The following is a 23,750-nucleotide window of genomic DNA, read 5'->3' on the forward strand; positions in this document are numbered from 1 at the left end:
TCGCGCGGCCGGCTGCACTGCCGGCCGCGTCGATCACTCAGAATCGGTAAGACAGGCTCGCGAACAGCTGGCGCGGCGCGATCAGCTGGTACGAGCCGGAACTTTCGTTGGGAAACACCGCACCGATCGCATCGTCCTTGTCGAACAGGTTGTAGACCGACAGCTGCAACCGCCCACCGGCAACAAAGCCGGCATCGCCGCCTTGATAACCGACGCTGCCATTGACGATGAAGGTGGCATCCACCTGATCGGTATTGAGCGTGTCGCCGTAGCGCTTGCCGGTGTACTTGGTGTCGAGGTTGGCGAAGAAATGCTCGCCTTCCCAGCCGCCGTTGACGCTGAACATCACCTTGGGCGCGTCCGGTACGTCGTTACCTTCCACCTGCACCAGCGCGCCGCTGACCGGGCCGAAATAGTTGTCCTGGAATTCGGATTGATTCCAGGTCAGCGATGCGCCCAGCCGCCAGCCCGGCGCCGGCTTCCACATGCCGGAGACTTCCGCACCGTAGGTCTGCACGTCGCCGACGTTAGCGTAGACGGTGGGGGCCACCACCAGCGGGTCCGGGTCGGTCAGCGCGATGATGCGATTTTCATAATCGATCTTGTAGGCGGCGATGTAACCGCTCCACTGGCTGGATTCGGCGCGGATGCCGATATCGATGTTGGTGGATTCTTCCGGCGCGATGTCCGGATTGAAGGCACCGGACGTCAGTGCCAGACGCGGCGCGGAACTGAAGTTTTCCGCGTAGTTGGCGAACACCTGCACGCCTTCGGCCAGCTGGAAGCTCGCACCGACCTGTGGCTGAAACCAGTCGCTGTTCTTGATGGTCACATCGCGGCGCACACCGACGTTGAAGTCGTCCAGATTGGCGATGCCGTTGTAGTCGCGTTTGACATCCAGCCCCTTGGCGCCGAACTCCATGGTCAGCCGGTCGTCTAGCAGGCGCAGCGTGTCCTTGACGTAGAGCTGCTTCACCTCGGTGGAGAAGTGGTTGTCGTAATAGATCACGATCGGCAAGGCGTTCTTGAGCAAGGCGCCGGTGGCCGGGTCCAGGTTGTACAGCGGGCGCACCTGATCGAAGTCGTAGCTTTCGTACCAGGCGCCCACTTCCAGCTTGTTGTGCTCGGTCTCCCAGGCCACCGCCGTGGTCAAGCCGTAGCGATCGCCGCCCATGATTTCTTCGCGCCGCGTCATCGCACCGGCGCGAGTGACATTGCCGTTGGCATCGACGATCTGCGGGTCGTTGATGGCGATATCGGTGCGCCCGGGGGTGCCGGCAATCGCATCGTTGTACAACCCGGTGGCAGTACTCGGCGGCGTGCCGCCGACGCCGTAACCGTGCTTGTTTTCGTAGTATCCGGTGAAGGTGAAGCCGATGGCGTCGTTGAACAGGAAATCGCCGTGCAGGCTCAGCAGCGAGTCGCGGCGGCCGTTCTGCCACTCACTGTAATGCTCGGCGTCCACTTCCGGGTTACCGGTGATGCGTTCGTGCAGATCCCACGACACCGAACCGTCGGAGTTGTACGACTGCACGTCGTAATCCTTGCGGTTGTTGTAGATCCAGCCCAAGGTCAGGCTGCCGGCGTCCCAGGCCTGACGCACCTTGGCTTCGAAGTGATCGCTCTTTTGCGTGGCCGGTTCCATGTCCCACACCCCGCCCTGCGTGCGCGATGCCGAGAGGTACGCACTCGGCCCGCCCGCCCACCAATCCTGCGTATCCAGACGGACAAAACTGCGGACCAGATCGTCCGAGCCGATGGTCTGGGTGAGATTGCCGCTCCAGGTATCGCCTCCCTTGGGCGGAAGACTGGTGTAGCGGATCGCACCGCCAAGTGCGTGATACGAGGGCTGGGTGACATCGCCAGAGCCGGCGGACACCGTCACATCGAGCAGGTTTTCGCTGGAGACGTAGCGGGTGATCGGCCCACCTTCGCGGGTGTCGAACGTCTCGATCGGAATGCCGTCCAGGGTCACGCCGATCTGGTTGGCGGAAAATCCGCGAATGGTCATCGAGTCGCCAAACTCGTACAGCCCGAACGGGTCGGTGGTCTGCACGTTAACGCCGGGCAGACTGGCCAGCAGTTGTTGCGGTGCCACGCCAGGCACCTGGGCCTGGATCTCGTCCATCGAAATGGAGGCGGTGGTGCGGGTGGACCCGGTGCCCACCACGCTGACCGCATCCAGGGTGCGTGCCTCCTGGGCGAACGCGGGCAGGCCTGGCGTGCCTGCCACCAGCAAGGTCATCGAGGCGAGCGTGTGGCGACGCGTTGCGGCGGTGAGAACGGCGGCCAGTGCGGCCGCCAACTGATCGGTCTTCAAGCGCTTAGGCATGCAATCGACCCCTGGAGTGTGGTGCGTGCTGAGTGACCGGACCCGCCCCCCAAGACCGGCTGACACCGCAGATGCGGCACGGATCGACCATACCCAGCGCGGTTGCGCCGCAGACGCGGTGCGGAGGGTAGGGTCTGCGCATGCGGGTAGGTTCTTTCCGTGCTGGAACGTTTGAATACGCAGCGCAGATGCCCGGCGTGGCGTGCTTGCGCAGGCGCCGGGCGTTGGCGATCAAGCGTTCGCGCGCGCCGTGCGCGGGCGCCTGCGGTCGCGCGTCACGCGCCTACCCGTTTGCGCGTATCCGGGCATAGGAGATCCCGCATGCTTGCGATGCAGCGGCAGATCGACAACGCTGCGGCGCCCACCTCGCGAGCACGCCCATGCCATCTACCCCCCGTCCTTGCTGCTGTTGGATTTCGATGGCGTATTGGCCAGCTATTCGCGCCCGCGCCGACTGGCCGCCCTGGCGACTGCGGCCGCATGCACGCCGCAGCGCGTGCAGCAGGTGCTGTTCGAGCAGGGACTGGAACGCGCCTACGATGCCGGCGCTATCGATACACAGGCCTACCTGACCCAATTGAGCAATGGGTTGGGACAGCCGATCGACCGCGCCACCTGGATTGCGGCGCGCGTAGCAGCGTGCCGCGCCGACCCCGCAGCGGTGGCGCAGGTGCTGGCGGTGTCGACGACGACCGCGGTGGCGGTGCTTACCAACAACGGCCCGCTGATGGCGGAGGCGATCGTGCAGATCGTGCCGTCGCTGTTTCCGTTATTGCAGGGCCGCATCCTGTGCAGCGGTGCGCTTGGCGGCAGAAAACCGCAGCTGGAGGTGTACCAGCGCGCGCTGGCGCAGCTGGATGCGGAACCGGCGCGCACCTTGTTCGTCGATGACTTGTTCGTCAACGTCCGCGGCGCCCGCGCCGCCGGCTTGCATGCCGATACCGTGCGCGATGCGCGCGCGTTACGGCGGGTGTTGAAGCGGTATGGGTTGGGATGAGATTGGGAAGTGGGAAGTGGGAAGTGGGAAGTGGGAAGTGGGAAGTGGGAAGTGGGAAGTGGGAAGTGGGAAGTGGGAGTCGGAAGTGGGAGTCGGAAGTGGGAGTCGGAAGTCGGAAGTCGGAAGTCGGAAGTCGGAAGTCGGAAGTCGGGAGTCGGGAGTCGGGAGTCGGGAGTCGGGAGTCGGGAGTCGGGAGTCGGGAGTCGGAACAGCGTTCGCTGGCGTTCTTGAAAGGTCAACGCTCAGCCGAGTGGCCAACGGTACCTAGCCTCGCTCTGCAAGCGAATGCGCGGCCAAACAACACGCTAACTGCGTGTACGCATGTTGCGGTGGATCGGGCCACGCACGCAGTCATCGACGCCCAATCCGCCAGCGTGCCCTCCTGCGCGCGAAAACCGCGGTGACTCGTGCGCAGTCCTCAACCAGACCATTCGCAGCAAAACGCACCCACTAGCCCCTCTCCCATCGGGAGAGGGGTTGGGGTGAGGGTACGGCAGGAGGCGACAACCTCAGCAGCAAGCGCCGAGCCTCGAACGCACGATGCGACGATCAAAATCAAACGCTCCGCACGTCACGTAATCACTGCCGCCAGACTGCGCCCACTCACTTAGACAAGCCAGATCATTCAGCGCTTCGCATCACGCAGGTATCCATCACCGCTGCGCGGCGTACTCGGCAATCGCCAGACGCAGACGCGCCAGGCCATCGACCAGCTCGGTGTCGGTCAGATTGAGTGCCGGCACGAAGCGCAGCACATCCGGGCCGGCTTGCAGCACCAGCAAGCCATGCTTGGCCGCCAGATCCAGCAGCGCACCGGCCTGCCCGGCATGCGCCGGTGCCAGCACCGCGCCGAGCATCAGGCCGCGCCCGCGCACCTGTGCAAACAGGCCGAACTCGGCATTCAATGCCCCCAGCCCCGCGCGCAACGCAGCCGATTGACGCTCTACGTTGGCCGCAATCTCCGGCGACGCGAGCTTGCGCAGCGCCACGCGGGCCACGGCGGCCGCCAGCGGATTGCCGCCGAAGGTGGTGCCGTGCGCGCCGAACTGCATGGCCTGCGCCACCTTGGGGCCGGCCAGCATCGCGCCGATCGGGAACCCGCCGCCCAGCGCCTTGGCCAGCGTCACGATGTCCGGTGTCACCTGCTCCTGCCAATGCGCGAACAAGGTGCCGGTGCGGCCCATGCCACATTGAATTTCGTCCAGCACCAGCAAGGCATCATGTTGATCGCACAGCGCGCGCACCTTGGCCAGGAATCCCGGCGCCGCCGGCATCACTCCGCCCTCGCCCTGGATCGGTTCGACCATCACGGCCGCCACATCGCCGCTGGCCATCGCTGCTTCCAGCGCTGCCACGTCGTTGAAATCCACATACCGGAACCCGCCCGGCAGCGGCTCGTAGCCTTCCTGATATTTCGGCTGCGCGGTGGCGGTCACCGAGGCCAGCGTGCGGCCGTGAAAGCTGCCGCGGAACGTCACGATGACGCGCTTGTCGGCCGGGCGGCCCTGGCTGCTGGCCCACTTGCGCACCAGCTTGATGGCCGCCTCGTTGGCTTCGGTACCGGAGTTGCACAGAAAAACGTTCTCGGCAAAACGCGACGCGCCGACCAGCTCCTCGGCCAGCCGCAGCGGCGGCTCGCTGTAGAAGATGTTGCTGGTGTGCCACAGCTTGCCGGCCTGCTCGGTAAGCGCGGCCACCAGATCCGCATCGTTATGGCCCAGCCCGCTCACCGCGATGCCGGAAGATAGATCCAGATACTCGCGCCCCGCATCGTCCCAGACGCGACTGCCCTGACCGCGCTCCAGTACCACCTGGCGCGGGCGATACACCGGCAGGTAGTAGTGCGCGAGGGACAGGGGCGAATCGGCAGCGGTGCTCATGATGGTGGGTCGCAGAAGCGGAGGGAGAACCCGCATTCTCGCGCATTCGCCGGCCTGCGGCACAATGCGCGCATGCGCCCTTTCTCCGATCCTCAGCTCACTCCCGCCACCACCGACGGCTGGCGCCGGCAGTGGTTCGACATCATCTATCGCCACGACACGCGTCCATCGCGCAATTTCGACCTGATGCTGGTGGTGGCAATCCTGACCAGCGTGATCGTGATCATGATCGACAGCGTGCCGCGCATCCACGCGCATTCGGCGCACTGGCTGGTGCCGCTGGAATGGGCGTTCACCGTGCTATTCACCGTCGAATATGCGCTGCGCCTGGCAGTGGTGCGGCGTCCGCTGCACTACGCGCTCAGCGTGTGGGGCGTGATTGACCTGCTGTCGATCCTGCCCAGCTATCTGTCGTTCTTCGTGCCCGGTGCGCAGACCTTGCTGGTGGTGCGCGTGCTGCGCATCTTGCGCCTGTTCCGCATCCTCAAGCTCACCCGCTATATCCAGGAAAGCGGGCAATTGGTGGACGCGTTATGGCGCAGCCGCCGCAAGGTGCTGGTATTCCTGTTCACGGTGCTCACCATCACCGTCATCGCCGGCGCCACCATGTATGTCATCGAAGGCCCGCAACACGGTTTCACCAGCATCCCGACCAGCATGTACTGGGCCATCGTCACCATGGCCACAGTGGGCTTCGGCGATCTGGTGCCGCAAACCACGCTGGGTCGCTTCGTCACCTCGGCACTGATCCTGATCGGCTACAGCATCATCGCCGTGCCCACCGGCATCTACACCGCCGAACTTGCCACCACGCTGCGCGAAGGCGGCCACACCGGCCGACGCGACATTCGCAACTGCGCCCGTTGCGGGCTGGAAGGCCACGCCGCCGACGCACGCTATTGCCGGCAATGTGCCGAGCCGCTGCCGGACATCGCCAACGGCTGATGCAGGGCGGCAGCGCCCAGGCGCTGAGCGCTGCACGTAGAGCGGCTAACAAAATGTAGCGAGCAGTCGTCAGCTGGTGCGGACGGCGCGTTCAGCATCGGATCGTATGGGTGGCACATGCCGCACCAAACACTCACCGCGCCCGCCTGGCGGTGAGCACCTTCGTTTATTAGCTGCCGTTACTGCGACATGCGGTTACTCATGTCGATCAGATCGTTGTAGCTGGCCAGCACCGCCTGACGCGTGCCGCCCGGCGGCATCGAGCCACTTTCCAGCAGCATCTGCTCGCTCTTGGTCAACGGAGTATTGGTGCGGATGCGCTCGACCAGGCGTCCGGACTCGCGCGCCAGTTTGTCGGCAGAGCGTTCCATATGGCCCCACATCGCATCGCCCTGGCCCACCTTGGCTTTCTGCGCCTCTTCCAGAATGCTCTGGTAGCGCACTAGCTGGCTTTGCGCTGCCGCAAGATCCGGCGCATCGCTATCCAGCACCTGCACCAGGCGCTTGCCTTCGCCGGTGATCTTCAAGTGATACCAGGACGCGCTGCGGCCTTCTTCCTTTTCGATCGCATCGATCTGCGCCTGCCGCCGGGTATCTTCGTTGCGATCCAGTGCCGCATCCATCGCTTCGCCCGCCTCGAAGAACGCTGCATAGGCCTGCATCAACGGCGCGTGCAGCGCACGCATGCCCTTGCCATCGTCGCGCACATAATCTTCGCGATCGTAGTAGCGCGCCGCTTCGCCGATGCGCTCGTTGAGCGCGGCAAATCGCTGCTGATACGTCTTCGCCACCGGGTCGAGTTCGGCGTTGGCCGGCTGCTGCGCCAATGCGGCAGTCATCGGTGCGCCACAGGCCTCGACCCGATGCGACAACACCGTGCCCGGCGCGCGGATCGTGGCTTCCTTGCCCGTTGGCCCAGCCTGCGGGTCCTTCATCCAGCCGATATAGGTCTGGTAACTCTCGTGCAGCGGCTGTTCGACACCATTGAAGCAGGCAATGTAGGCATTGATCTTGTCGGCATCGGGTGCGGCTGCAACCGGCGCGTCTTTCTGGCAGCCAGCAAGCAGCGCGGCAAGTGCAATCGCTGAGCTGAGTGGTACGTAACGACGTGGATGGCGCATGCGATGATTCCTGTGCGGTGATGAAGAAATGGGCTGACCCGAGCGAGCGCTGATCGCGCATACGTCCTCAGCGCGGGGCGTGCGGCCTCGCGCGCTGCATCGTGCAATGACGCCGGCAGTTACTGCCGATTGCTCTCGGATACCAGCGCGTTATAGGTGTTGAGCAACTTGCGCGGCGATCCTTCCGGGGCTAACGAGGGGCTATCGAGCCAACCCTGTTCGATGCGGCTGTAGGCTGTCTTGTCGACCACGCGTTTCACCCGCGCCTTGGCCTGCCTGCGGAAGTCCTCCGCAGCGGTTTCGAAGCTGTTCCACTTGAGTTTGTCCGGCTCCTGGTCGGCCACCTTGGCATGCGCCTCGTCGGAGAGGCGGTTGAAGCCCTCCAACAGCGTGTTTGCACGTGCGGTATCGAACTGATCCTCCTGCAGCACGTCAGTCAGTTGCTTGGCATCGAGCATCATCGACAGGCGGTAATACTCGCGCGTGCGTCCCTCCTCGCGCTCCAGCGTCTTGAGCATTTCGCGATGCGCTGCATCGTTCTGCGTTTCAAGCTCGGCACTGAACGTGCTGCTGGCCTCGGCATAGCGCTCCAGCGCCGTCATCAATGGCGCGTGCAGTTGCTTGCCCTTGGCGAACTGGTCGTCCTCGTAATCCTGACGCGCGTAGTAATCGGCCACCTGATGACTGATGGGCCGCAGCGCCTGCAAGGCCGCATGGTATTGCCGGGCCGCTGCATCCAGCGCCGGTAGCGACGGTTGCGCCGCAGCCGCCGCGCTGACCGGCGCATCGCATTCCTTCATGTCGTAGTCGCTGATGTCATAAGGACCGGCAACACCCGTTTCGCGCCCGCTGGGGCCGGTGGCCGCATCGTCCATCCAGCCGGTGTAATGCTTGGCACCGGTATGCACCTGCAGATCGAGGCGGTTGAAGCAATCGATGTACGCGCCAAGTTTGGTGTTGAGCGCCTGCTGCGCATCGCTCGGCGCATCGGTGCCTTTGCTGGCGGGCGCAGTGTCGGTTGGCGTGGTTTGTTTGCTGCAGCCGGCGCAGAGCGCAAGCACGAACAGGGCGGGCGCAAACGCGCGAGACTTCAGGGACACAAGCAAACATCCTTGTTGGAAACGGTTTCAGCCGCGCACGATAGCAAACTGCGGCGTGAAATCGTCGTGCTCGGATCGGAGCGGCCGGCACGTTGTTCTCCTGCGCGGCATGCAGTCATACGCCGTGGCCATCCGTTCCTGTTGCCGCGGCGTTGGTGAATCGATGCATCCGCAGACGGCCATCTGCGTCGCGCTTGGGGCGACAAAACCAGGGTGAGCCATCGACAGACGGGTGTGGACGGCGTACTCGGCACCGCAGCGTATGAGCGGTACAGGCCGCCGAGCACCGGCCGTGCCCGCCTTTCGGTGCGCACAGGCGTCCGGCAAGCCGCTCAGTCGAGAAACAGATCCGGCAACAGGTTCCGCGACGGATCGACCGCATAGCCGCTGAAGTCGGTGACGCCGGCCTGCGTCAGCACTTCGTCATCGATCAGGAACTGCCCGTGGAAACCGACCGCGGTGCGGGTCAGCACCGCGTGCGCCGCGTCGGCCACGATCTCCGGGCGACGACAGGCAGCGGCGTCCACGCCCGGCAGCATGTTGATCGCATCGGTGGCAATCACCGTACGCGGCCACAGCGCATTGATCGCCACGCCCTGCGGGCCAAATTCGGTGGCCAACCCCAGCGTCACCAGACTCATCCCCATCTTGGCCAGCGTGTAGCCGATATGCGCTCCCCACCACGCCGGGTTCAACGAGGGTGGCGGGGCCAGGCTGAGGATATGCGGATTGGGCGCCTTCAACAGATGCGGCAGGCACGCTTGCGCGCACACAAAGCTGCCGCGCGCATTGACCTGCTGCATCAGGTCGAAGCGCTTCATCGGCGTATCCAAGGTGCCCCGCAACCAGATCGCACTGGCGTTGTTGACCAGGATATCGATGCCGCCAAACGCTTCCACGGCGGCAGCGACAGCGGCATGCACCTGCGCTTCGTCGCGGATATCGCATTTGAGCGCGAGCGCTTTTCCACCAGCCGCCACGACGGCTGACGCCGCGCTATGGATGGTGCCGGGCAGTTTGGGATTGGCCACTGCCGATTTGGCCGCGATCACCACATTGGCCCCATCGCGCGCAGCGCGCAGCGCGATCGCCAACCCGATCCCGCGCGAGGCACCGGTGATGAAGAGCGTTTTGCCTTGTAACGTCATGGGAATCGGGAATCGGGAATCGGGAATCGGGAATCGGGAATCGCAAGAGCTTAGCGCTTCGACCGTTCGCCGACGAACCCCCAGGTCCGCAATGCGCCTTTACCCATTCCCGATTCCCTACTCTCGATTCCCGGCCCCTCAGGGCTTCGGCCCCTGCCCTTCGTTGTCTTCCCAATGCAGCACGCGTCGGGTGACGAAGCGGTAGACCGGTTTGCCGGTGGCGAACCATAGCTCGCGCACCCATGACCTGCGCTTGAGCACGCGGCGTTCCACCGGCGTGATCGCGGCCGGGCAATACATGCGCTTGTGCTTGAGCAGATGGCGCAGATCCTCGCGTGCAAGCAGACGCATCCAGCGCGCGCGTGGGTGGCCGCGCACCGCCAGCTGGAAATCGATCACCGCCGGGCTGCCATCGTCCTGCACCAGCCAGTTGGCTTCCTTGGCCAGATCGTTGTGAGCTACGCCGCACCGATGCAGTTGCTGCAATAGCCGGCGCGCCTGCCGGAAATACGCCAGATCGCCATGAGGCGGGCGCTGGTACATCGCATTGCCGGCCAGATAGCTGCGGTCCAGATGGCGCCCGTCCCAATGCAGCAAGCGCGGCGTGTGCGGCAGGCCATCCAGCTGCCGCAGCGCCAGCGCTTCACGACGCGCCAGCCACCAGGCAACACCACGCAGGCCCCATGGCGCCACGCTCAGGTCGCGCCGCACGAACACCCGGCCAGCGTCGCGGATCAACAAGATGCGCCCGAACGTATCGGACTTCAGCGGGAGATTGCCGGCGGGCTCGTGACTCATTCCCCATTGTAGGCGGGCGACCGGCATCGCCATACCACTGTCGACGGACATGCCGATGACATCGGCGCGCACGGCCGCCTGGGTGCAACCGCAGGTGAAGCCGACCGCCCGATGTGAGCATGGCGCAAGTCAGTCGTCGCCATGCCCACCTATAATTCGGGAATGAACTCATGGATCGACGCCACGCTGGAGTGGATCGGACACCACCCCACCCTGGCTGGCGTGGTGATCTTTGCCATCGCATTCTGCGATGCGGTGATCGTGCTCGGCGCCATCGTGCCCGCGCTGCCGTTGCTGTTCGCCATCGGCGTACTGATCGGGCTCGGCCAGATCAACGGGCCGTATGCAATGGTGTGCGCAGCCTTGGGCGCGTTCGTCGGCGATGCGTTGAGCTTCTGGGTGGGCCATCGCTGGGGCCACCAGCTGCACACGTATTGGCCGTTCCGCCGCTATCCGCAATTGCTGGAACGCGGCGAGCTGCTGTTCCGGCGCAATGCCTTCAAGAGCATCCTGATCGCGCGCTACGTCGGCGCCGTGCGGCCGTTTGTGCCCGCAATCGCGGGCATGTCGCACATGCCGTTCAAACGCTATCTGTTCGCCAGCGGGCTGGCCTGCATCTCGTGGGCGCTGCTGTTTCTGGTGCCAGGCTGGGTGTTGGGCACCGCCTACGATGCGGTGGCCGCAGTGGCCGGGCGCCTGTTCGTGGTGGTCACCTTGCTGGCCGCGGTGATCGGCCTGGCCTGGGCGGTGGTGCTGTATTCGTACCGCTGGTCGGCAGGCCACCTGGATGCCCTGTTGGCGCGGTTGCTGGAGTGGTCGCATCGGCATCCGGTGCTGGGCAACTGGTCGGTCAGCGTGTTCGACCCACGCCGGCGCGAGTCGGTGCCGCTGGCGATGATGGCCTTGATGCTGTTGCTGCTGGGCTGGGGCTGGTTCGTGTTGCTGATGGTGGTGCTGGCACACGGTGAGCCGCTGCGCGTGGACCTGGCCGTGCACGATCTGATGCTTGCCTTGCGCAACCCGCTGGCCGACTACCCGCTGGTGGCGTTGGCCTCGCTGGGCGATTGGCAGGTGTTGTTGCCGGCGATCGCCGCGGCGATGGGCTACCTGGCCTGGCGCCGACGCTGGATGGCGGTGACGCACTGGGTGATCGCACTGGCCTTCGGCCTTGCATTGACGCAGTTGCTGGGCGCGACCGTGCAGGTGGTGCGCCCACCGGCCGCCAGCAGCGGTTTCGGATTTCCGTCGGTGGCGGTCACCATGGCCACGATTGGTTTTGGCTTCTTTGCGCTGCTGATCGCACGCGAGTTGCCCGGCCGCCGCCGCGTCTGGCCGTATCTGGTCAGTGGCGCCATCGTCTCGCTGATCGGCTTCGCGCGCCTGTACCTGGGCGCGCACTGGCTCAGCGACGTGGTCGGCGGCATGTTGTTCGGCATCTTCTGGCTGCTGGTGCTGGGCATTGCATATCGCCGCCGCGCCACCCGCGCGTTCTGGGTCAAGCCGGTGTCGTGGATCTTCTATGGCATGTTCGTGGGCTGCGCCCTCTTCTTTGCGCCGCGCAATCTCGACACCAAGCTGGCCAAGTTCGAGCCGCCACCGCCGCTGCTGATGGACCTGCCCGCCAGCGACTGGTGGGAGGGGCAATGGCGGCTGCTGCCGGCACGCCGCAACGAATTCGACGACGACCAACGCTGGCCGCTGGACGTGCAGGTAGCGGGCCCACTCGCGCCGCTGCAACGCCAGCTCGAAGCGCGCGGCTGGCGGGCACAACCGCAGGCCGGCTGGGAGCAAGCGCTGCATCTTCTGGAAGTGAGCGGCCGCCCGGACGAAGTGCCGATCCTGCCTGCCACGCTGGATACCCAGGTCGAAGCTTTGTTGATGGTGCGTCACGCCGCGCCCGGCCATGTGCATGTATTGCGCTTGTGGCCGGCCGCCGCGCGCTTGCAACCCGATGCGCAGCCACTGTGGGTAGGCAGCACGCAGACCTTGCGCTACAGCCGTCACTTCAGCCTGATCGGCCTGTGGTATCCGCTGCGCGGCGTGGACCCTGCACTGAGCGCATTGCGCGACGCACTCGGCCCGTTGCCGCATCGCGTGGGGCAGCGCCGCCGCTCGCAGGTGCCAGTGATCCTGATCGACAGTACCTCGGGCAGTGCGGTGCGTGGCGGAAACAACGACAACGCTGCAGCGCAGACGCAAACCGCTGCGTTCGCTCCAGCTGCATCAGATCCGCCACAACAACGCCGTTGATCGATTGGGCAACAGGCGATTGGCCGGCAATCGCGCGATCGTGTCGATATGGAGTGTCAGCAACGCCTCTTGAACGCTGTATCGGTAGCGGTAGCGTGCTGACGTCCTGTGGAAATAGCTGACTTTTCAGCGTGAACGCTTAGCCAGTCGAGCGCGCGGTGCCCTCGCCGCCCGCGGGACACGCCGTGAACCCATCCCTGGCGGCTCGATGGCGGCATCCATGCCGCCAACGGTCCCGCAAGCGGCGAGGACACCGCACTAGAAGGTTTGTCGTTGATCTACCGAAGAGCAGAGAACACTGCGCCGCCTGGTGACTTGCCTCGCATGGTTTGCTATCGCTTGAACACGATGCGCACCGACCAACTTGACTGATCCATACCCGCTCACCGTCGCGGGACCTTACGCGGCATGGATGCCGCGTAAGAGCTTACAAGGACGTACTTGCAGCGTGTCCCGCGAGGGTGGGCGGGCAAGGGCCCTGCAGAAAACTCGCAGTTGGCCGTTCTACAACTGCTCGCATCTTTCAATCGCCTCTCAAGGCGAACGGGAGAGTGCGAATCAGCGCAATTCGGCGATGCAAAGGGCGCATTGGCCTGACACGATGCCTCACCACAACACGCCATCCACCGGCTGCATCGGCTCCGGCGCCGGTTCTCCAATGGCCTGTAGCGCATCGATCTCCACCGTGCGGCACATGGTATCCAGCGGCAGGTCGTGGATGGTGTTGGCGAACGGGTCGACCAGCTCATCGCCGATCTTCAGCACCGCCAGAAACATCAAGCCAGCCACGGTGGAACCGACCGGCGTGGCGTATTGCAGCGTTTCCACCAGGCCGATCGGCAGCAACACGCAGAACAGCCGCGTAAACAGGTTCGGATAGAAGCGGTATTGATACGGCAGCGGGGTGTTTTTCAGGCGCTCCATCCCGCCCTGCGCGTTGGCCATATCCACCAGGATGCGCTCGACGCTGGCCTGCTGGATGCTGTCGATCCAGCCATCGCGGCGCGCCTGCTCCACCGCGCGGCCTGTGGTGTCGAGCAAGCCATTGGCCACGTTCGTGCGGGTGATCACCGCGGCCACTTCGTCGGCGTCCAGCCGCGGCTCCAACGCCATCGCCACCGGCAAGCGACGCAGCTGGCAGCGCAATGCATTGACGTAGGCGATCTGACGCAGCGCGATTGTGCGTCCCAGTGCTGCAGCTTCCGGCGCAGACAGGATGCTGACGCTCAAGCGCACCAGATTGCGCGATGCATTGATCATCTGTCCCCACAGCACCCGCCCCTCCCACCAGCGTTGATAGGTGGAATTGGCGCGAAAGCCCAGGAATAACGCCAGTGCCGAACCGAAAATGGTCAGCGGCAATGCCGGTGCGCGGAACGGCAACACGTAATAGATGATCGTGATCAACACGTCCCAGACAAACAATACCGCCAGGGTCCGCCAGACCTGGTTGAACACATCCGCCACACGCGGTTTGACATCGATGATCAAGGCTCACTCCCTCACTGAAACGAGTGTCGCCATTGCGTGCATCCAGTGCATGGATGTCATCGATAGCGCACTCAAGCGTGATGAGTCTGCCGCCACGGCGGTGCAAGTGCGGTGACGGGGGCGATCGAAACGATTGCCTCGCGAGAGCAAGACACGCCTGCGCGATCATCCGTCAGGCGCGGCCGAGACTAGTCACCGGCATGCATCGCCTCTCCACGTCTACCGCCTTCGGAGCCGATGCGCAGCCGCGCCAAGTGGTTTGCCGCGAGACGTTGTGAGCGCGCTCAGGGCATCCAGGCCAGCAACTGGTCCAGGCGTCGATGCGGGTCATCCTGCTGCAACAACGACAGGCGTTGCTGTTCGGTCAACGGCAGCAGTTCGGCCAGCCGCCAGCCCACCCACGCGGACTGATCCAGCAGCCCTGGACCGACCGAGGCAAATTCGCCGCCCACTTGTTCGAGCATCCGCTCGAGCACGGTGGCCAGCAGGCTGTGCTCGGGGCGCAATTCGTCGTCGGGGTCGGGCTCGCACCAGCTCACCTCCCCTACTAACAGCCCGTTATCGCGGATACGCGAGCGCTGCACATGAAAGCGACGCGTGCCGCGCAAGCGCAGCACCAGGACGCCATCGGCGCCCACATCGAAGTCCTCGATGCGCACCTCGGTGCCAAACGCCGCCGGCGTTGCCGGCACACCAACCTCGTTGCCCTCCAGGATCAGGCACACACCGAAGCTGGTGCCGTTGCGCCCGCACTCGCGCACCAGATCCAGATAGCGGCGCTCGAACACGCGCAGCCCCATCGCCGCGCCCGGCAACAACACGCTGTGCAGCGGAAACAGCGGCAAGGCGCTGGTGTCGGCAGTGTCGGAAATCGGCGCCATCATGACAGCTGCGCCAGGAAGCGACGCGGCGCGCCATCGAACCCACCATTGGACATGAACACGACGTGGTCGCCCGGCTGCGCGATGTCGCCCAGCGTTTGCAACAGCGCTTCCACGTCATGCGCCACGTGTGCCTGCCCGCGCACCTGCGCGATGATCGGCGCCGCATCCCATGGCAATTCGGGGCGGTGCAGAAACACCACCGCATCGGCATCGTGCAGCGACGGCGCCAATGCCTGGGCATGCGCGCCCAACCGCATCGAATTGCTGCGCGGCTCCATCGCCACCAGCACGCGTGCCGCACCCACCTTCGCACGCAGCCCCTGCAGCGTGGTCGCAATGGCGGTGGGGTGATGCGCGAAGTCGTCGTAGACAGTGATATCGCGCGCCTGGCCCAGTACTTCCAATCGCCGTTTGACGCTCTGGAACTGCGCCAGCGCCGGCATCACCGTTGCCGGATCCACGCCCACCGCATGCACGGCGGCCAGCGCCGCCAGCCCATTGAGCACATTGTGCCGCCCAACCAGCGGCCACTGCACCTGGCCGATCTCCACTCCCCGATGCGCCACCGCAAACGTGCTGCCGTCGGCGGCAATCAAGCGCGCGCTCCATTCCAACGCCGCATCGAAACCGAAGCGCTCCACCGGCGTCCAGCATCCCATTGCCAACACCTCGGCAAGCCGCGCGTCTTCGCCATTGACGATCAGCCGCCCACGTGCGGGCACGGTGCGGACCAGATGATGGAACTGCCGCTGGATGGCGGCCACGTCCGGAAAGATATCGGCGTGGTCGTATTCCAGATTGTTGAGGATCGCCACCAGCGGCCGGTAGTGCACGAACTTGCTGCGCTTGTCGAAGAACGCGGTGTCGTACTCGTCGGCCTCCACCACGAATTCGCGGCCCTGGCCCAGCCGTGCGGAGACGCCGAAGTCCTCGGCCACCCCACCGATCAAGAAGCCCGGCGCGCGGCCTGCCGCCTCGAGCAGATAGCTCAGGATGGTGGTGGTGGTGGTCTTGCCATGGGTGCCGGCCACCGCCAGCGTGTCGCGGCCCGGCAGCACCTGCTCGGCCAGCCACTGGGCGCCGGAGCTATAGAGGCGGCCGGCATCCAGCACCGCTTCCACGGCCGGATTGCCACGCGACAAGGCGTTGCCGATGACCACCTCGGTAGCGTCCGGCGAGATATTGGACGGCGCGTAGCCCTGGGCCAGCGCGATGCCGAGCGTTTCCAGCTGGGTGGACATCGGCGGATAGATCGCCTGGTCGCTGCCTTCTACCTGCCAGCCCAGCTCACGCGCGAGGGCGGCCACACCGCCCATGAAAGTCCCGGCGATGCCGAGGATGTGGAGTTTGCTCATGCCGCACATTGTCGCCGATCACCGGAGTTGCGGGACATTCGGATCCGCACGCGGCGCAGCTGTCGGGAAACTCCTACCGTACTGTCGGGAATTTCCCGATATGCGAACTGCGTCACATCCCTCACTATGCTGAACGCCAGTCGCAGCACCCTTTGGTTCTACTCCCCAAGAGACCAAATCCCCAGGGAGCTCATGCTGTCGGGGCTCTGAGCAAGCTCACTACTGGCGTTATTCTGCCCCGGTCATCTCGTATGGCCGGGGTTTTTCTTTATTGGGATCTGGACCTGCAGACGACGCGGCCAGCGGACGCGCTAGACAGGACCGGGCATTGCGCCCGGCCCGGGTGTGACTCAGCGGCCGAGCGCCTTGCTGATGCGCTCCAGCACTTCGTCCAGCGACCCAACGCCATCGACGCGCGCCAACTTGCCGCGCTGCTCGTAGAAGCCGATCACCGGTGCGGTGGAATCGGTATAGACCTGCAGACGCTTGCGCACCGATTCCGGATTGTCGTCCTCACGGCCTTCGGCCTTGGCACGCCCGGCGATGCGCTCGACCAGCAGTTCGCTGGCGACGTCCAGCTGCACCACTGCATCCAGCGGCTGGCCGATCTTGCCGAGCAGGCTGTCCAGCGCATTGGCCTGCGCCACATTGCGCGGATAGCCATCAAGGATGAACCCCTTGGCGACATCGGGCTGACCGAGCCGCGACTCCAGCATGCCGAGCAGGATGTCGTCGGACACCAGATCACCCCGTGCCATGACTTCCTTGGCCTTCAGGCCGAGCGGCGAGCCGGCGGCCACTTCGGCGCGCAGCAGGTCGCCGGTGGAAATGTGCGGGATCTCAAACGTGTCTTTGAGACGTGTCGCCTGGGTGCCCTTGCCCGAACCGGGCGGTCCCAACAGAACCAATCGCATCAGTGGACTCCACTTTCGAATAAAAACGCGTTGCGGTTGGCGGCGTTAGACTCAAGCCTTCGCCGGCGCTGACCGTATGGTCGTGCAGCTTACCCCATCCGGGGAATGTCCCGGCACTGTCCCCTGCGCCATGTTTCCATGTGAGGAGCCCGTCCCCCTATGTCCACTGGCAACCTGTTGTATGCCCAATCCGGCGGCGTCACCGCCGTCATCAACGCCACCGCCGCGGGCGTCATCACCGAAGCGCGGGCGCGCAAGATCAAGGTCCTGGCCGCCCGTAACGGCATCCTGGGCGCCCTGCGCGAGGAGTTGATCGACACCTCCAAAGAGTCCGCCGCTGCCATCGCCGCCTTGGCGCAGACACCCGGCGGCGCATTCGGCTCGTGTCGCTACAAACTCAAATCGCTCGAGGAAGACAGCGCCAAGTACGAACGCCTGCTCGATGTATTGCGCGCGCATGACGTGCGCTGGTTCCTCTACAACGGCGGCAACGATTCGGCCGACACCGCCTGGAAGGTCTCGCAGCTGGCCAAGGCTTACGGCTACCCGCTGCATTGCATCGGCGTGCCCAAGACCATCGACAACGACCTGGCGGTGACCGACACCTGCCCCGGCTTCGGCTCCGCCGCCAAATACACCGCCGTGTCGGTGCGCGAGGCCGCACTGGATGTCGCCGCCATGGCCGACACCTCGACCAAGGTCTTCATCTACGAAGCGATGGGTCGCCACGCCGGCTGGCTTGCCGCAGCGGCAGGCCTGGCAGGGCAAGGCCCGGACGACGCACCGCAGATCATCCTGCTGCCCGAGCGCGCCTACGATCAGGCCGTGTTCCTGGCCAAGGTGAAACAGGTCGTCGAGAAGGTCGGCTGGTGCGTGGTGGTGGCCAGCGAGGGCATCCAGGACGCGCACGGAACATTCGTCGCCGACGCAGGCGGCGCGGCCGACTCGTTCGGCCACGCACAACTCGGCGGCGTAGCCTCGTTCCTGGCCGCGCAGGTCAAGCAGGAACTCGGCTACAAGGTGCACTGGACGCTGCCGGATTACCTGCAGCGTTCCGCGCGCCACCTCGCCTCCAGGACCGATTGGGAACAGGCCCAGGCCGTCGGCAAGGCCGCCGTGCAATACGCACTCAAGGGCATGAACGCGGTGATCCCGGTGATCGAACGCGTCAGCGACGCCCCCTACCGCTGGAAGATCGTGCCCGCCCCGCTGCACAAGGTGGCCAACCACGAAAAGAAGATGCCGCCCAGCTTCCTGCGCAAGGACGGCTTCGGCATCACCGAGCGCGCGCGCCGCTATTTCGCTCCATTGATCAAGGGCGAAGCCCCGCTGGCCTATGGCAGCGATGGATTGCCGAAGTATGTGAGTTTGAAGAATGTCGCGGTGGCGAAGAAATTGCCGGTGTGGGAGAGGTAAGCCCCCCGGTGCGGGCGCCCCCCGTAACGCATCTATGCCTGGACGCCCACTCTATCCGACACTGGGCTTTCTACGGAATCTCCGACTGTGGTGCTCTATAAAAGCAGGCAACTGCCGTCAGGCGGCGGTTGCCTACTGAGCCACTCGGTATATAGAGAGCCGTGATTACCGAGCAGGGTCCGCTGACTATCAAGTGCACATTTGCCTCTCCCTATCGCAATGCATGCCCTAATCCGCAATGCAGATCACGGTAATCGAACAACGACAGGACCTCACCTTTGATGAGCCGGCACAGCGCGCGGGGATGGACGCCAGGCGCGCCTGCCTTGCGCTGAGTCAGAAAGATCACGGCGACATTGCCAGATTGACCCCCAGCGTGATCCATCCGCGTGATGCTGCTGCGTGGTCACGCCCGACAACCAGGTCGACGCTGGACGCCTTGCCCATCAGCCGACGCATGCCAAATTGTGCGCTCTGCCCGTTGTGATCATCTCCGGATGCTTCGGCCAACACTGTCCATTGGGGCGTGAGCACTTGCTCCAGACCAACTCCTGCAGTGGTGGCATCGGACCCGGCATGCGTTGCGACTACACCAAGGTTAACGTGAATCCGCGTGACCGCATCTGCGCCAAGCGACCACGTCAGCGGAACGGTGAGATAACTCGCGCGGTGCTGCGGCTCGTGCCAGGCACGCTGTAGCCCGACCGCTACTGCCAGCCCCCAGGCATGCTGCTCCGGATCGCGCAGCGTGTGTTTGGCCCCGATATCGAGCGCAGTAGACCCATACCGAACATCAGTCACTCCTAAAGAAAACTCCGTCCCCAGGACATTGCAGGCAGGTACCGCTGTGGTCGATGCACTACCTGGCGTTGCACGCCACCAGGCTTCCAGCTGACATTGGCCACGCGGTGTCACGCCGGCATCGTCGACCACCATGCTCGCCGCCGCGCGCACCGGTGCCGGGTGCCACAGGGCGAAGAACGCAAGCAGACCCGGGGAATAACGCAATACCTTCATAGACCTTCTCAGGAAATCAACGGAGTTGCTGCGCGATTCGGTGCAGCGCCAAGCGCAGCGACAAATCGTTGCCGGCGCGCATCAGATACGGGCAACTGGCGTGCCGGGTCCTGAGTGTACGCGCGGCACAAGCCGACGCCGACCAGTGTCGGCGCGAACGTGCGCCCCACGCCGTTGCCTGCCGGTGCCAGTGTCGTTCCAAATGCGCAGGGCGGTCACCCTGCGCCAATAAACCCGGTGCGCCTGCGCTTCTTAAAACGTGAGCGACGGTTGGATCACTGCTTCGATGTGCATGCCCAGCCAAGGCAGCGGCATCGATAACAACACCGGCGTCACCCTATTGGACGCGCGTCGACTGCATGGCAGCCGCTACGGACCGGCATGCCATGTGGACGTGTGTACCTCAACAGCACAACGCACCCGCGTTGTGCCGCACCTGTCACTGACACGCCTTGCCTTCCATCGTCATCTGCGCAGCGAACATCGCCACCTGCGGGATCTTGCCTGCGGCCGCTTGTTGCTTGGCGTCTTCCAGATAGATACGTGACTGGCCCTGGCCATCGAGCTGCGGCTTCGCCTCCACCGGCTTGCGCCATACGCGGACGACCGCCTGCTGCGCCGGGCAGGCCGCACTCGGTACGCGGATCACATCATTGAAGATCCACCCCGAGGCGACGCTCGGCGCGGCCTTGGCGAAATCCACGAAGCGCGCGCGTGGCTGACAGGTGGGGCTGCTACGTACCACCGAGAATGTGTATGGCTGTGCAGCATTGCCGGTGAACACGCCCTCAAGCCGCGCGCAGGCTTCCGGAATCTGGCGCAAGGTATGCACTGCGCCGACCGCTTGCGCTGTGCCGGGCGCGCGCTGCTTGAGCTCGGGCGTGGGATCGGCCGCAAATGCTTGGCCCGTCAGCAATAGCGTTGTGAGCATCGCAGCATATTTTTGCGCAGCATGGTGGGACATGGACACTCCTGGGTCGACCGAATCACGTTGGCCGCAGGCTGTCATGCCACAACTGAACGACGCGCCAAAGCCTGGACGCTGGTAGCTACGCAAGCTGCGGCGCATACTCGGTCGCGATCCGGCCACCTGAACATTCGCGACGCGCATTACGGCCATGCGGCCGTCGAGTCCGTATTCGTCAGTCCACTCGTTGTGTGCATCGCCCTTGGTTCGTCCCGACCGGACGACATCCATTTTCTTGGGAGGGGTCATGCTGGAACACTACGGGTTGTGGCTTGCGCTGGGTTGTGCGGTTTTGGCAATCGTCTATGGCATCGTCTCGGCGCGCTGGGTGGTCGCGCAGCCGAGCGGTAACGCACGCATGCAGGAGATCGCGGCGGCGATCCAGGAAGGTGCGCGTGCGTATCTCAATCGCCAATACCTCACGATTTCGATCGCTGGCGGCGTGCTGTTCGTCTTGGTCGGACTGTTTCTGAGCTGGTACACGGCAATTGGGTTTGCGCTCGGTGCGGTGTTGTCGGGGTTGGCAGGCTATATCGGCATGAACGTGTCGGTGCGCGCCAACGTGCGCACCGCCGAGGCGGCGCGGCATGGCATCGGCCGTGCGATGGATGTGGCGTTCCGCGGCGGCGCGATCACCGGCATGTTGGTGGTCGGCCTCGGGCTGCTTGGCGTGGCCGGTTACTTTGCGGTACTGCAAACGATGGGGCTGCCGCTGGAGCAGAATCTGCATGCCTTGGTCGGATTGGCGTTCGGATCGTCGTTGATTTCGATCTTCGCGCGTCTGGGTGGCGGCATCTTCACCAAGGGGGCCGATGTGGGGGCCGACCTGGTCGGCAAGGTCGAGGCCGGCATTCCCGAGGACGACCCGCGCAACCCGGCTGTGATTGCGGACAACGTTGGCGACAATGTCGGCGACTGCGCAGGCATGGCGGCGGATCTGTTCGAAACCTATGCCGTCACCGTGATCGCCACGATGCTGCTCGGCAGCCTGACCCTGGCCGAGACCGGGCCCCATGCGGTGCTGTATCCGCTGGTGTTGGGCGGTGTCTCGATCGTCGCTTCGATCGTGGGCGCAGCCTTCGTCAAGGTCAAAGCCGGCGGCTCGATCATGGGGGCGCTCTATAAAGGCGTGATCGTGTCGGGCGTGCTTGCAGCATTGGCCTATTGGCCCATTACCCAATCGCTGATGCGCAATAACGTCCACGGCGCCACGCCGCTGTATGCGTGCGCACTGATCGGCCTGGTGCTCACTGGCCTGATCGTGTGGATCACCGAGTACTACACCGGCACGCAATACAAACCGGTGCAGCACGTTGCAGCGGCGAGTACCACCGGCCACGGCACCAACATCATCGCCGGCCTGGGCATCTCGATGAAATCCACCGCGCTGCCGGTGATCGCGGTGTGCGCAGCGATCTGGGGCGCGTTCCATTTCGGTGGTCTTTACGGCATTGCAATCGCTGCCACGGCGATGTTGTCGATGGCCGGCATGATCGTGGCGCTGGATGCCTATGGCCCCATCACCGACAACGCCGGTGGCATCGCCGAAATGGCCGAACTGCCGCCGGACGTGCGCGCGATCACCGACCCGCTGGATGCGGTCGGCAACACCACCAAGGCAGTCACCAAAGGCTATGCGATCGGCTCGGCCGCGCTGGCAGCACTGGTGCTGTTTGCCGACTACACCCACAACCTGCAGGCGGCCAATCCCACCGAGGTCTTCGCCTTCGATCTGTCGGACCACACGGTGATCATCGGCCTGTTGATCGGCGGGCTGATCCCCTACCTGTTCGGTGCAATGGCGATGGAAGCGGTGGGCCGCGCGGCCGGCGCGGTGGTCGAGGAGGTCCGCCGTCAGTTCCGCGAGATCCCCGGCATCATGGCCGGCACCGCCAAACCGCAATACGACCGTGCGGTGGACATGCTGACACGTTCGGCAATCCGCGAAATGATCGTGCCCTCGCTGTTGCCGGTGGTGGTCCCGATCGTGGTCGGGCTGCTACTGGGACCACGCGCATTGGGCGGCTTGTTGATCGGCACCATTGTCACCGGGCTGTTTCTCGCCATTTCGATGACCACCGGTGGCGGCGCCTGGGACAACGCCAAGAAGTACATCGAGGACGGCCATTTCGGCGGCAAGGGGAGCGAGGCGCACAAGGCGGCCATCACCGGCGACACCGTGGGCGACCCATACAAGGACACCGCTGGGCCGGCGATCAATCCGTTGATCAAGATCATCAATATCGTGGCCTTGCTACTCGTGCCACTGCTGTAGCGGCGCGCGGCCACAGGCGACAAGCCCTGCGGCCACGCCTTACAGGAGGCGGCAGACCGTGAGGCAGAGTGTGGCGCCGCGTCTCTGCACATGCATTGCCCTTGACGACGGCCTGCTTTGAAGATGCGCTGGGCCGGCGCTCATCGACGAAGTCCGCCTCGGGAGCCGCATGACGCTCTCTGGCCGCGCTGATGCCCACCTGCTGTCCGCAGAAGGGGCTCTCGCTGGAGAGCCCCGCCCTCTCCTGGAGAGCTCGCTCCTCGGCCAGCTTTCACAGGCAGCCAATCAAACCGTCATAGATCGGCGGCGCGCCGCCCGGCAGCGGCTCGAACAGCGGGTTGGTCACTGCAAGCGCACGATACATCTCGTCCAGGCGGGTGCCGGCTTTAAGTGGTGCGGTACAGCGCCAGACGCGGCTGTCCGAGCGCAGGTAACCGCTGCGGGGATCCACACTCACCTCGCTGGCACCGAACGTCCAGATGCAACTCAGTACCTCGCCGGTGATGCGATGGACCGAGCAGCGAAAGCGCAGCGGCTGGTAGTCGCTGAATTCGCCGCCACAGAAGGTGTCGCCGCAGATATTGTCGAAATCGCGGTCCAGCCGTTGCTCCAGATCGATGAAGGCCTCCCAGCCCTCGCCATTGGCGGGCCAGTCCACAGCATCCACGTAGGTCGGCGGTGGGGACGCCGCAGCAGCGGCCTGGGCAGCAAGGGAAAGCAGAAGTACGACGAGTAAGCGCGCTAGCCTGGACATGACATTTTCCGAGCAGTGGATGAGCCTGCAGCGTGCGCCGTGTGCCCGGGCGCCACGATCAGCCGGCCGCCCGTGATGAATGCAGGCTATGCCGCGTCGGGCCCTC

General features: G+C 64.7%; 18 protein-coding genes, 1 other RNA gene and 1 pseudogene. 5 read left to right on the forward strand and 15 right to left on the reverse strand.

The annotated features are described in order from the left end of the window. Nucleotides 1-37 precede the first annotated feature (37 nt). Entirely contained in the window at nt 38-2,320 is a 2,283-nt protein-coding gene (locus BJD12_RS08105; protein WP_172797219.1) for a TonB-dependent receptor, read from the reverse strand. Nucleotides 2,321-2,684: 364 nt separating this feature from the next. Here BJD12_RS08105 and BJD12_RS08110 point away from each other — a divergent pair, with 364 nt between their 5' ends. Next, nucleotides 2,685-3,329: an HAD-IA family hydrolase gene (locus tag BJD12_RS08110; RefSeq protein WP_074059534.1), complete on the forward strand. Its 645-nt coding sequence runs from the start codon at nt 2,685-2,687 to the stop codon at nt 3,327-3,329. Between the two features lie 653 nt (nt 3,330-3,982). Here BJD12_RS08110 and BJD12_RS08120 read toward each other — a convergent pair. Next, complete coding sequence (locus BJD12_RS08120; RefSeq protein ID WP_005997194.1) at nt 3,983-5,209, reverse strand: acetylornithine transaminase; 1,227 nt, start codon at nt 5,207-5,209, stop codon at nt 3,983-3,985. 72 nt (nt 5,210-5,281) lie between these two features. On the opposite strand from BJD12_RS08120, the gene BJD12_RS08125 reads away from it, so the two are divergent. After that, complete coding sequence (locus BJD12_RS08125) at nt 5,282-6,154, forward strand: ion transporter (protein ID WP_005997195.1); 873 nt, start codon at nt 5,282-5,284, stop codon at nt 6,152-6,154. A gap of 43 nt (nt 6,155-6,197) precedes the next feature. Here BJD12_RS08125 and BJD12_RS08130 read toward each other — a convergent pair. The 5 genes from BJD12_RS08130 to BJD12_RS08150 form a co-directional block, all read right to left on the reverse strand. Next, a non-coding RNA gene (locus BJD12_RS08130) (sX9 sRNA) lies at nt 6,198-6,273 on the reverse strand. Nucleotides 6,274-6,333: 60 nt separating this feature from the next. Next, complete coding sequence (locus tag BJD12_RS08135) at nt 6,334-7,275, reverse strand: YiiG family protein (RefSeq protein ID WP_005997196.1); 942 nt, start codon at nt 7,273-7,275, stop codon at nt 6,334-6,336. Nucleotides 7,276-7,394: 119 nt separating this feature from the next. Further along, entirely contained in the window at nt 7,395-8,381 is a 987-nt protein-coding gene (locus BJD12_RS08140) for a YiiG family protein (protein ID WP_005997197.1), read from the reverse strand. A gap of 326 nt (nt 8,382-8,707) precedes the next feature. Next, on the reverse strand, nt 8,708-9,523 hold the full coding sequence (locus BJD12_RS08145; RefSeq protein WP_005997198.1) for an SDR family oxidoreductase: 816 nt from the start codon (nt 9,521-9,523) through the stop codon (nt 8,708-8,710). A gap of 138 nt (nt 9,524-9,661) precedes the next feature. After that, nucleotides 9,662-10,321, reverse strand: coding sequence for a serine/threonine-protein kinase (locus BJD12_RS08150; protein WP_039422453.1), 660 nt, complete (start codon nt 10,319-10,321; stop codon nt 9,662-9,664). Between the two features lie 162 nt (nt 10,322-10,483). On the opposite strand from BJD12_RS08150, the gene BJD12_RS08155 reads away from it, so the two are divergent. After that, complete coding sequence (locus BJD12_RS08155) at nt 10,484-12,571, forward strand: bifunctional DedA family/phosphatase PAP2 family protein (protein ID WP_005997201.1); 2,088 nt, start codon at nt 10,484-10,486, stop codon at nt 12,569-12,571. Between the two features lie 146 nt (nt 12,572-12,717). Here BJD12_RS08155 and BJD12_RS25230 read toward each other — a convergent pair. From BJD12_RS25230 to BJD12_RS08175, 5 genes and pseudogenes are all read right to left on the reverse strand, one after another. Then, nucleotides 12,718-12,970: pseudogene (locus tag BJD12_RS25230) on the reverse strand (hypothetical protein); the annotation flags it as partial. A 207-nt stretch (nt 12,971-13,177) separates the two neighbouring features. Continuing rightward, a complete protein-coding gene (locus BJD12_RS08160; RefSeq protein WP_005990822.1) occupies nt 13,178-14,062 on the reverse strand; it encodes a bestrophin family protein in 885 nt (294 codons plus the stop codon). A 284-nt stretch (nt 14,063-14,346) separates the two neighbouring features. After that, the gene (locus BJD12_RS08165; protein WP_042827845.1) at nt 14,347-14,943 is read right to left on the reverse strand and encodes an LON peptidase substrate-binding domain-containing protein; all 597 of its coding nucleotides are present in this window, start codon (nt 14,941-14,943) and stop codon (nt 14,347-14,349) included. Then, nucleotides 14,943-16,310 (reverse strand): UDP-N-acetylmuramate:L-alanyl-gamma-D-glutamyl-meso-diaminopimelate ligase, encoded by a 1,368-nt coding sequence (gene mpl, locus BJD12_RS08170; protein ID WP_172797274.1) that lies wholly within the window; start codon nt 16,308-16,310, stop codon nt 14,943-14,945. The genes BJD12_RS08165 and mpl overlap by 1 nt, the downstream gene beginning before the upstream one ends. 341 nt (nt 16,311-16,651) lie before the next feature. Beyond that, nucleotides 16,652-17,215, reverse strand: coding sequence for an adenylate kinase (locus BJD12_RS08175; RefSeq protein WP_005990830.1), 564 nt, complete (start codon nt 17,213-17,215; stop codon nt 16,652-16,654). A 159-nt stretch (nt 17,216-17,374) separates the two neighbouring features. On the opposite strand from BJD12_RS08175, the gene BJD12_RS08180 reads away from it, so the two are divergent. Continuing rightward, nucleotides 17,375-18,631, forward strand: coding sequence for a 6-phosphofructokinase (locus BJD12_RS08180; RefSeq protein WP_005990832.1), 1,257 nt, complete (start codon nt 17,375-17,377; stop codon nt 18,629-18,631). Between the two features lie 345 nt (nt 18,632-18,976). Here BJD12_RS08180 and BJD12_RS08185 read toward each other — a convergent pair whose 3' ends face one another. Together BJD12_RS08185 and BJD12_RS08190 are read right to left on the reverse strand one after the other, a co-directional pair. Further along, entirely contained in the window at nt 18,977-19,567 is a 591-nt protein-coding gene (locus BJD12_RS08185) for a hypothetical protein (protein ID WP_229006082.1), read from the reverse strand. Nucleotides 19,568-20,087: 520 nt separating this feature from the next. Continuing rightward, nucleotides 20,088-20,612, reverse strand: coding sequence for a hypothetical protein (locus tag BJD12_RS08190; RefSeq protein WP_005990836.1), 525 nt, complete (start codon nt 20,610-20,612; stop codon nt 20,088-20,090). Between the two features lie 250 nt (nt 20,613-20,862). Between BJD12_RS08190 and BJD12_RS08195 the strand changes: the two genes are divergently transcribed. Continuing rightward, on the forward strand, nt 20,863-22,890 hold the full coding sequence (locus tag BJD12_RS08195) for a sodium-translocating pyrophosphatase (protein WP_005990837.1): 2,028 nt from the start codon (nt 20,863-20,865) through the stop codon (nt 22,888-22,890). A 271-nt stretch (nt 22,891-23,161) separates the two neighbouring features. On the opposite strand, the gene BJD12_RS08200 is transcribed toward BJD12_RS08195, so the two are convergent. Further along, entirely contained in the window at nt 23,162-23,644 is a 483-nt protein-coding gene (locus BJD12_RS08200) for a hypothetical protein (RefSeq protein ID WP_039422767.1), read from the reverse strand. Between the last annotated feature and the right edge of the window lie 106 nt (nt 23,645-23,750).

The organism is Xanthomonas vesicatoria ATCC 35937 (genome assembly GCF_001908725.1).
Lineage (GTDB): Bacteria > Pseudomonadota > Gammaproteobacteria > Xanthomonadales > Xanthomonadaceae > Xanthomonas > Xanthomonas vesicatoria.

Excerpts from the sequence above, each read along its gene's own strand:
- BJD12_RS08135 (WP_005997196.1), bottom strand. The coding sequence starts at position 7,275 with ATGCGCCATCCACGTCGTTACGTACCACTCAGCTCAGCGATTGCACTT.
- BJD12_RS08155 (WP_005997201.1), top strand. The coding sequence starts at position 10,484 with ATGAACTCATGGATCGACGCCACGCTGGAGTGGATCGGACACCACCCC.
- BJD12_RS08185 (WP_229006082.1), bottom strand. The coding sequence starts at position 19,567 with ATGGTGGTCGACGATGCCGGCGTGACACCGCGTGGCCAATGTCAGCTG.
- BJD12_RS08200 (WP_039422767.1), bottom strand. The coding sequence starts at position 23,644 with ATGTCCAGGCTAGCGCGCTTACTCGTCGTACTTCTGCTTTCCCTTGCT.
- BJD12_RS08165 (WP_042827845.1), bottom strand. The coding sequence starts at position 14,943 with ATGGCGCCGATTTCCGACACTGCCGACACCAGCGCCTTGCCGCTGTTT.
- BJD12_RS08145 (WP_005997198.1), bottom strand. The coding sequence starts at position 9,523 with ATGACGTTACAAGGCAAAACGCTCTTCATCACCGGTGCCTCGCGCGGG.
- BJD12_RS08175 (WP_005990830.1), bottom strand. The coding sequence starts at position 17,215 with ATGCGATTGGTTCTGTTGGGACCGCCCGGTTCGGGCAAGGGCACCCAG.
- BJD12_RS08120 (WP_005997194.1), bottom strand. The coding sequence starts at position 5,209 with ATGAGCACCGCTGCCGATTCGCCCCTGTCCCTCGCGCACTACTACCTG.
- BJD12_RS08125 (WP_005997195.1), top strand. The coding sequence starts at position 5,282 with ATGCGCCCTTTCTCCGATCCTCAGCTCACTCCCGCCACCACCGACGGC.
- BJD12_RS08180 (WP_005990832.1), top strand. The coding sequence starts at position 17,375 with ATGTCCACTGGCAACCTGTTGTATGCCCAATCCGGCGGCGTCACCGCC.
- BJD12_RS08195 (WP_005990837.1), top strand. The coding sequence starts at position 20,863 with ATGCTGGAACACTACGGGTTGTGGCTTGCGCTGGGTTGTGCGGTTTTG.
- BJD12_RS08150 (WP_039422453.1), bottom strand. The coding sequence starts at position 10,321 with ATGAGTCACGAGCCCGCCGGCAATCTCCCGCTGAAGTCCGATACGTTC.
- mpl (WP_172797274.1), bottom strand. The coding sequence starts at position 16,310 with ATGTGCGGCATGAGCAAACTCCACATCCTCGGCATCGCCGGGACTTTC.
- BJD12_RS08190 (WP_005990836.1), bottom strand. The coding sequence starts at position 20,612 with ATGTCCCACCATGCTGCGCAAAAATATGCTGCGATGCTCACAACGCTA.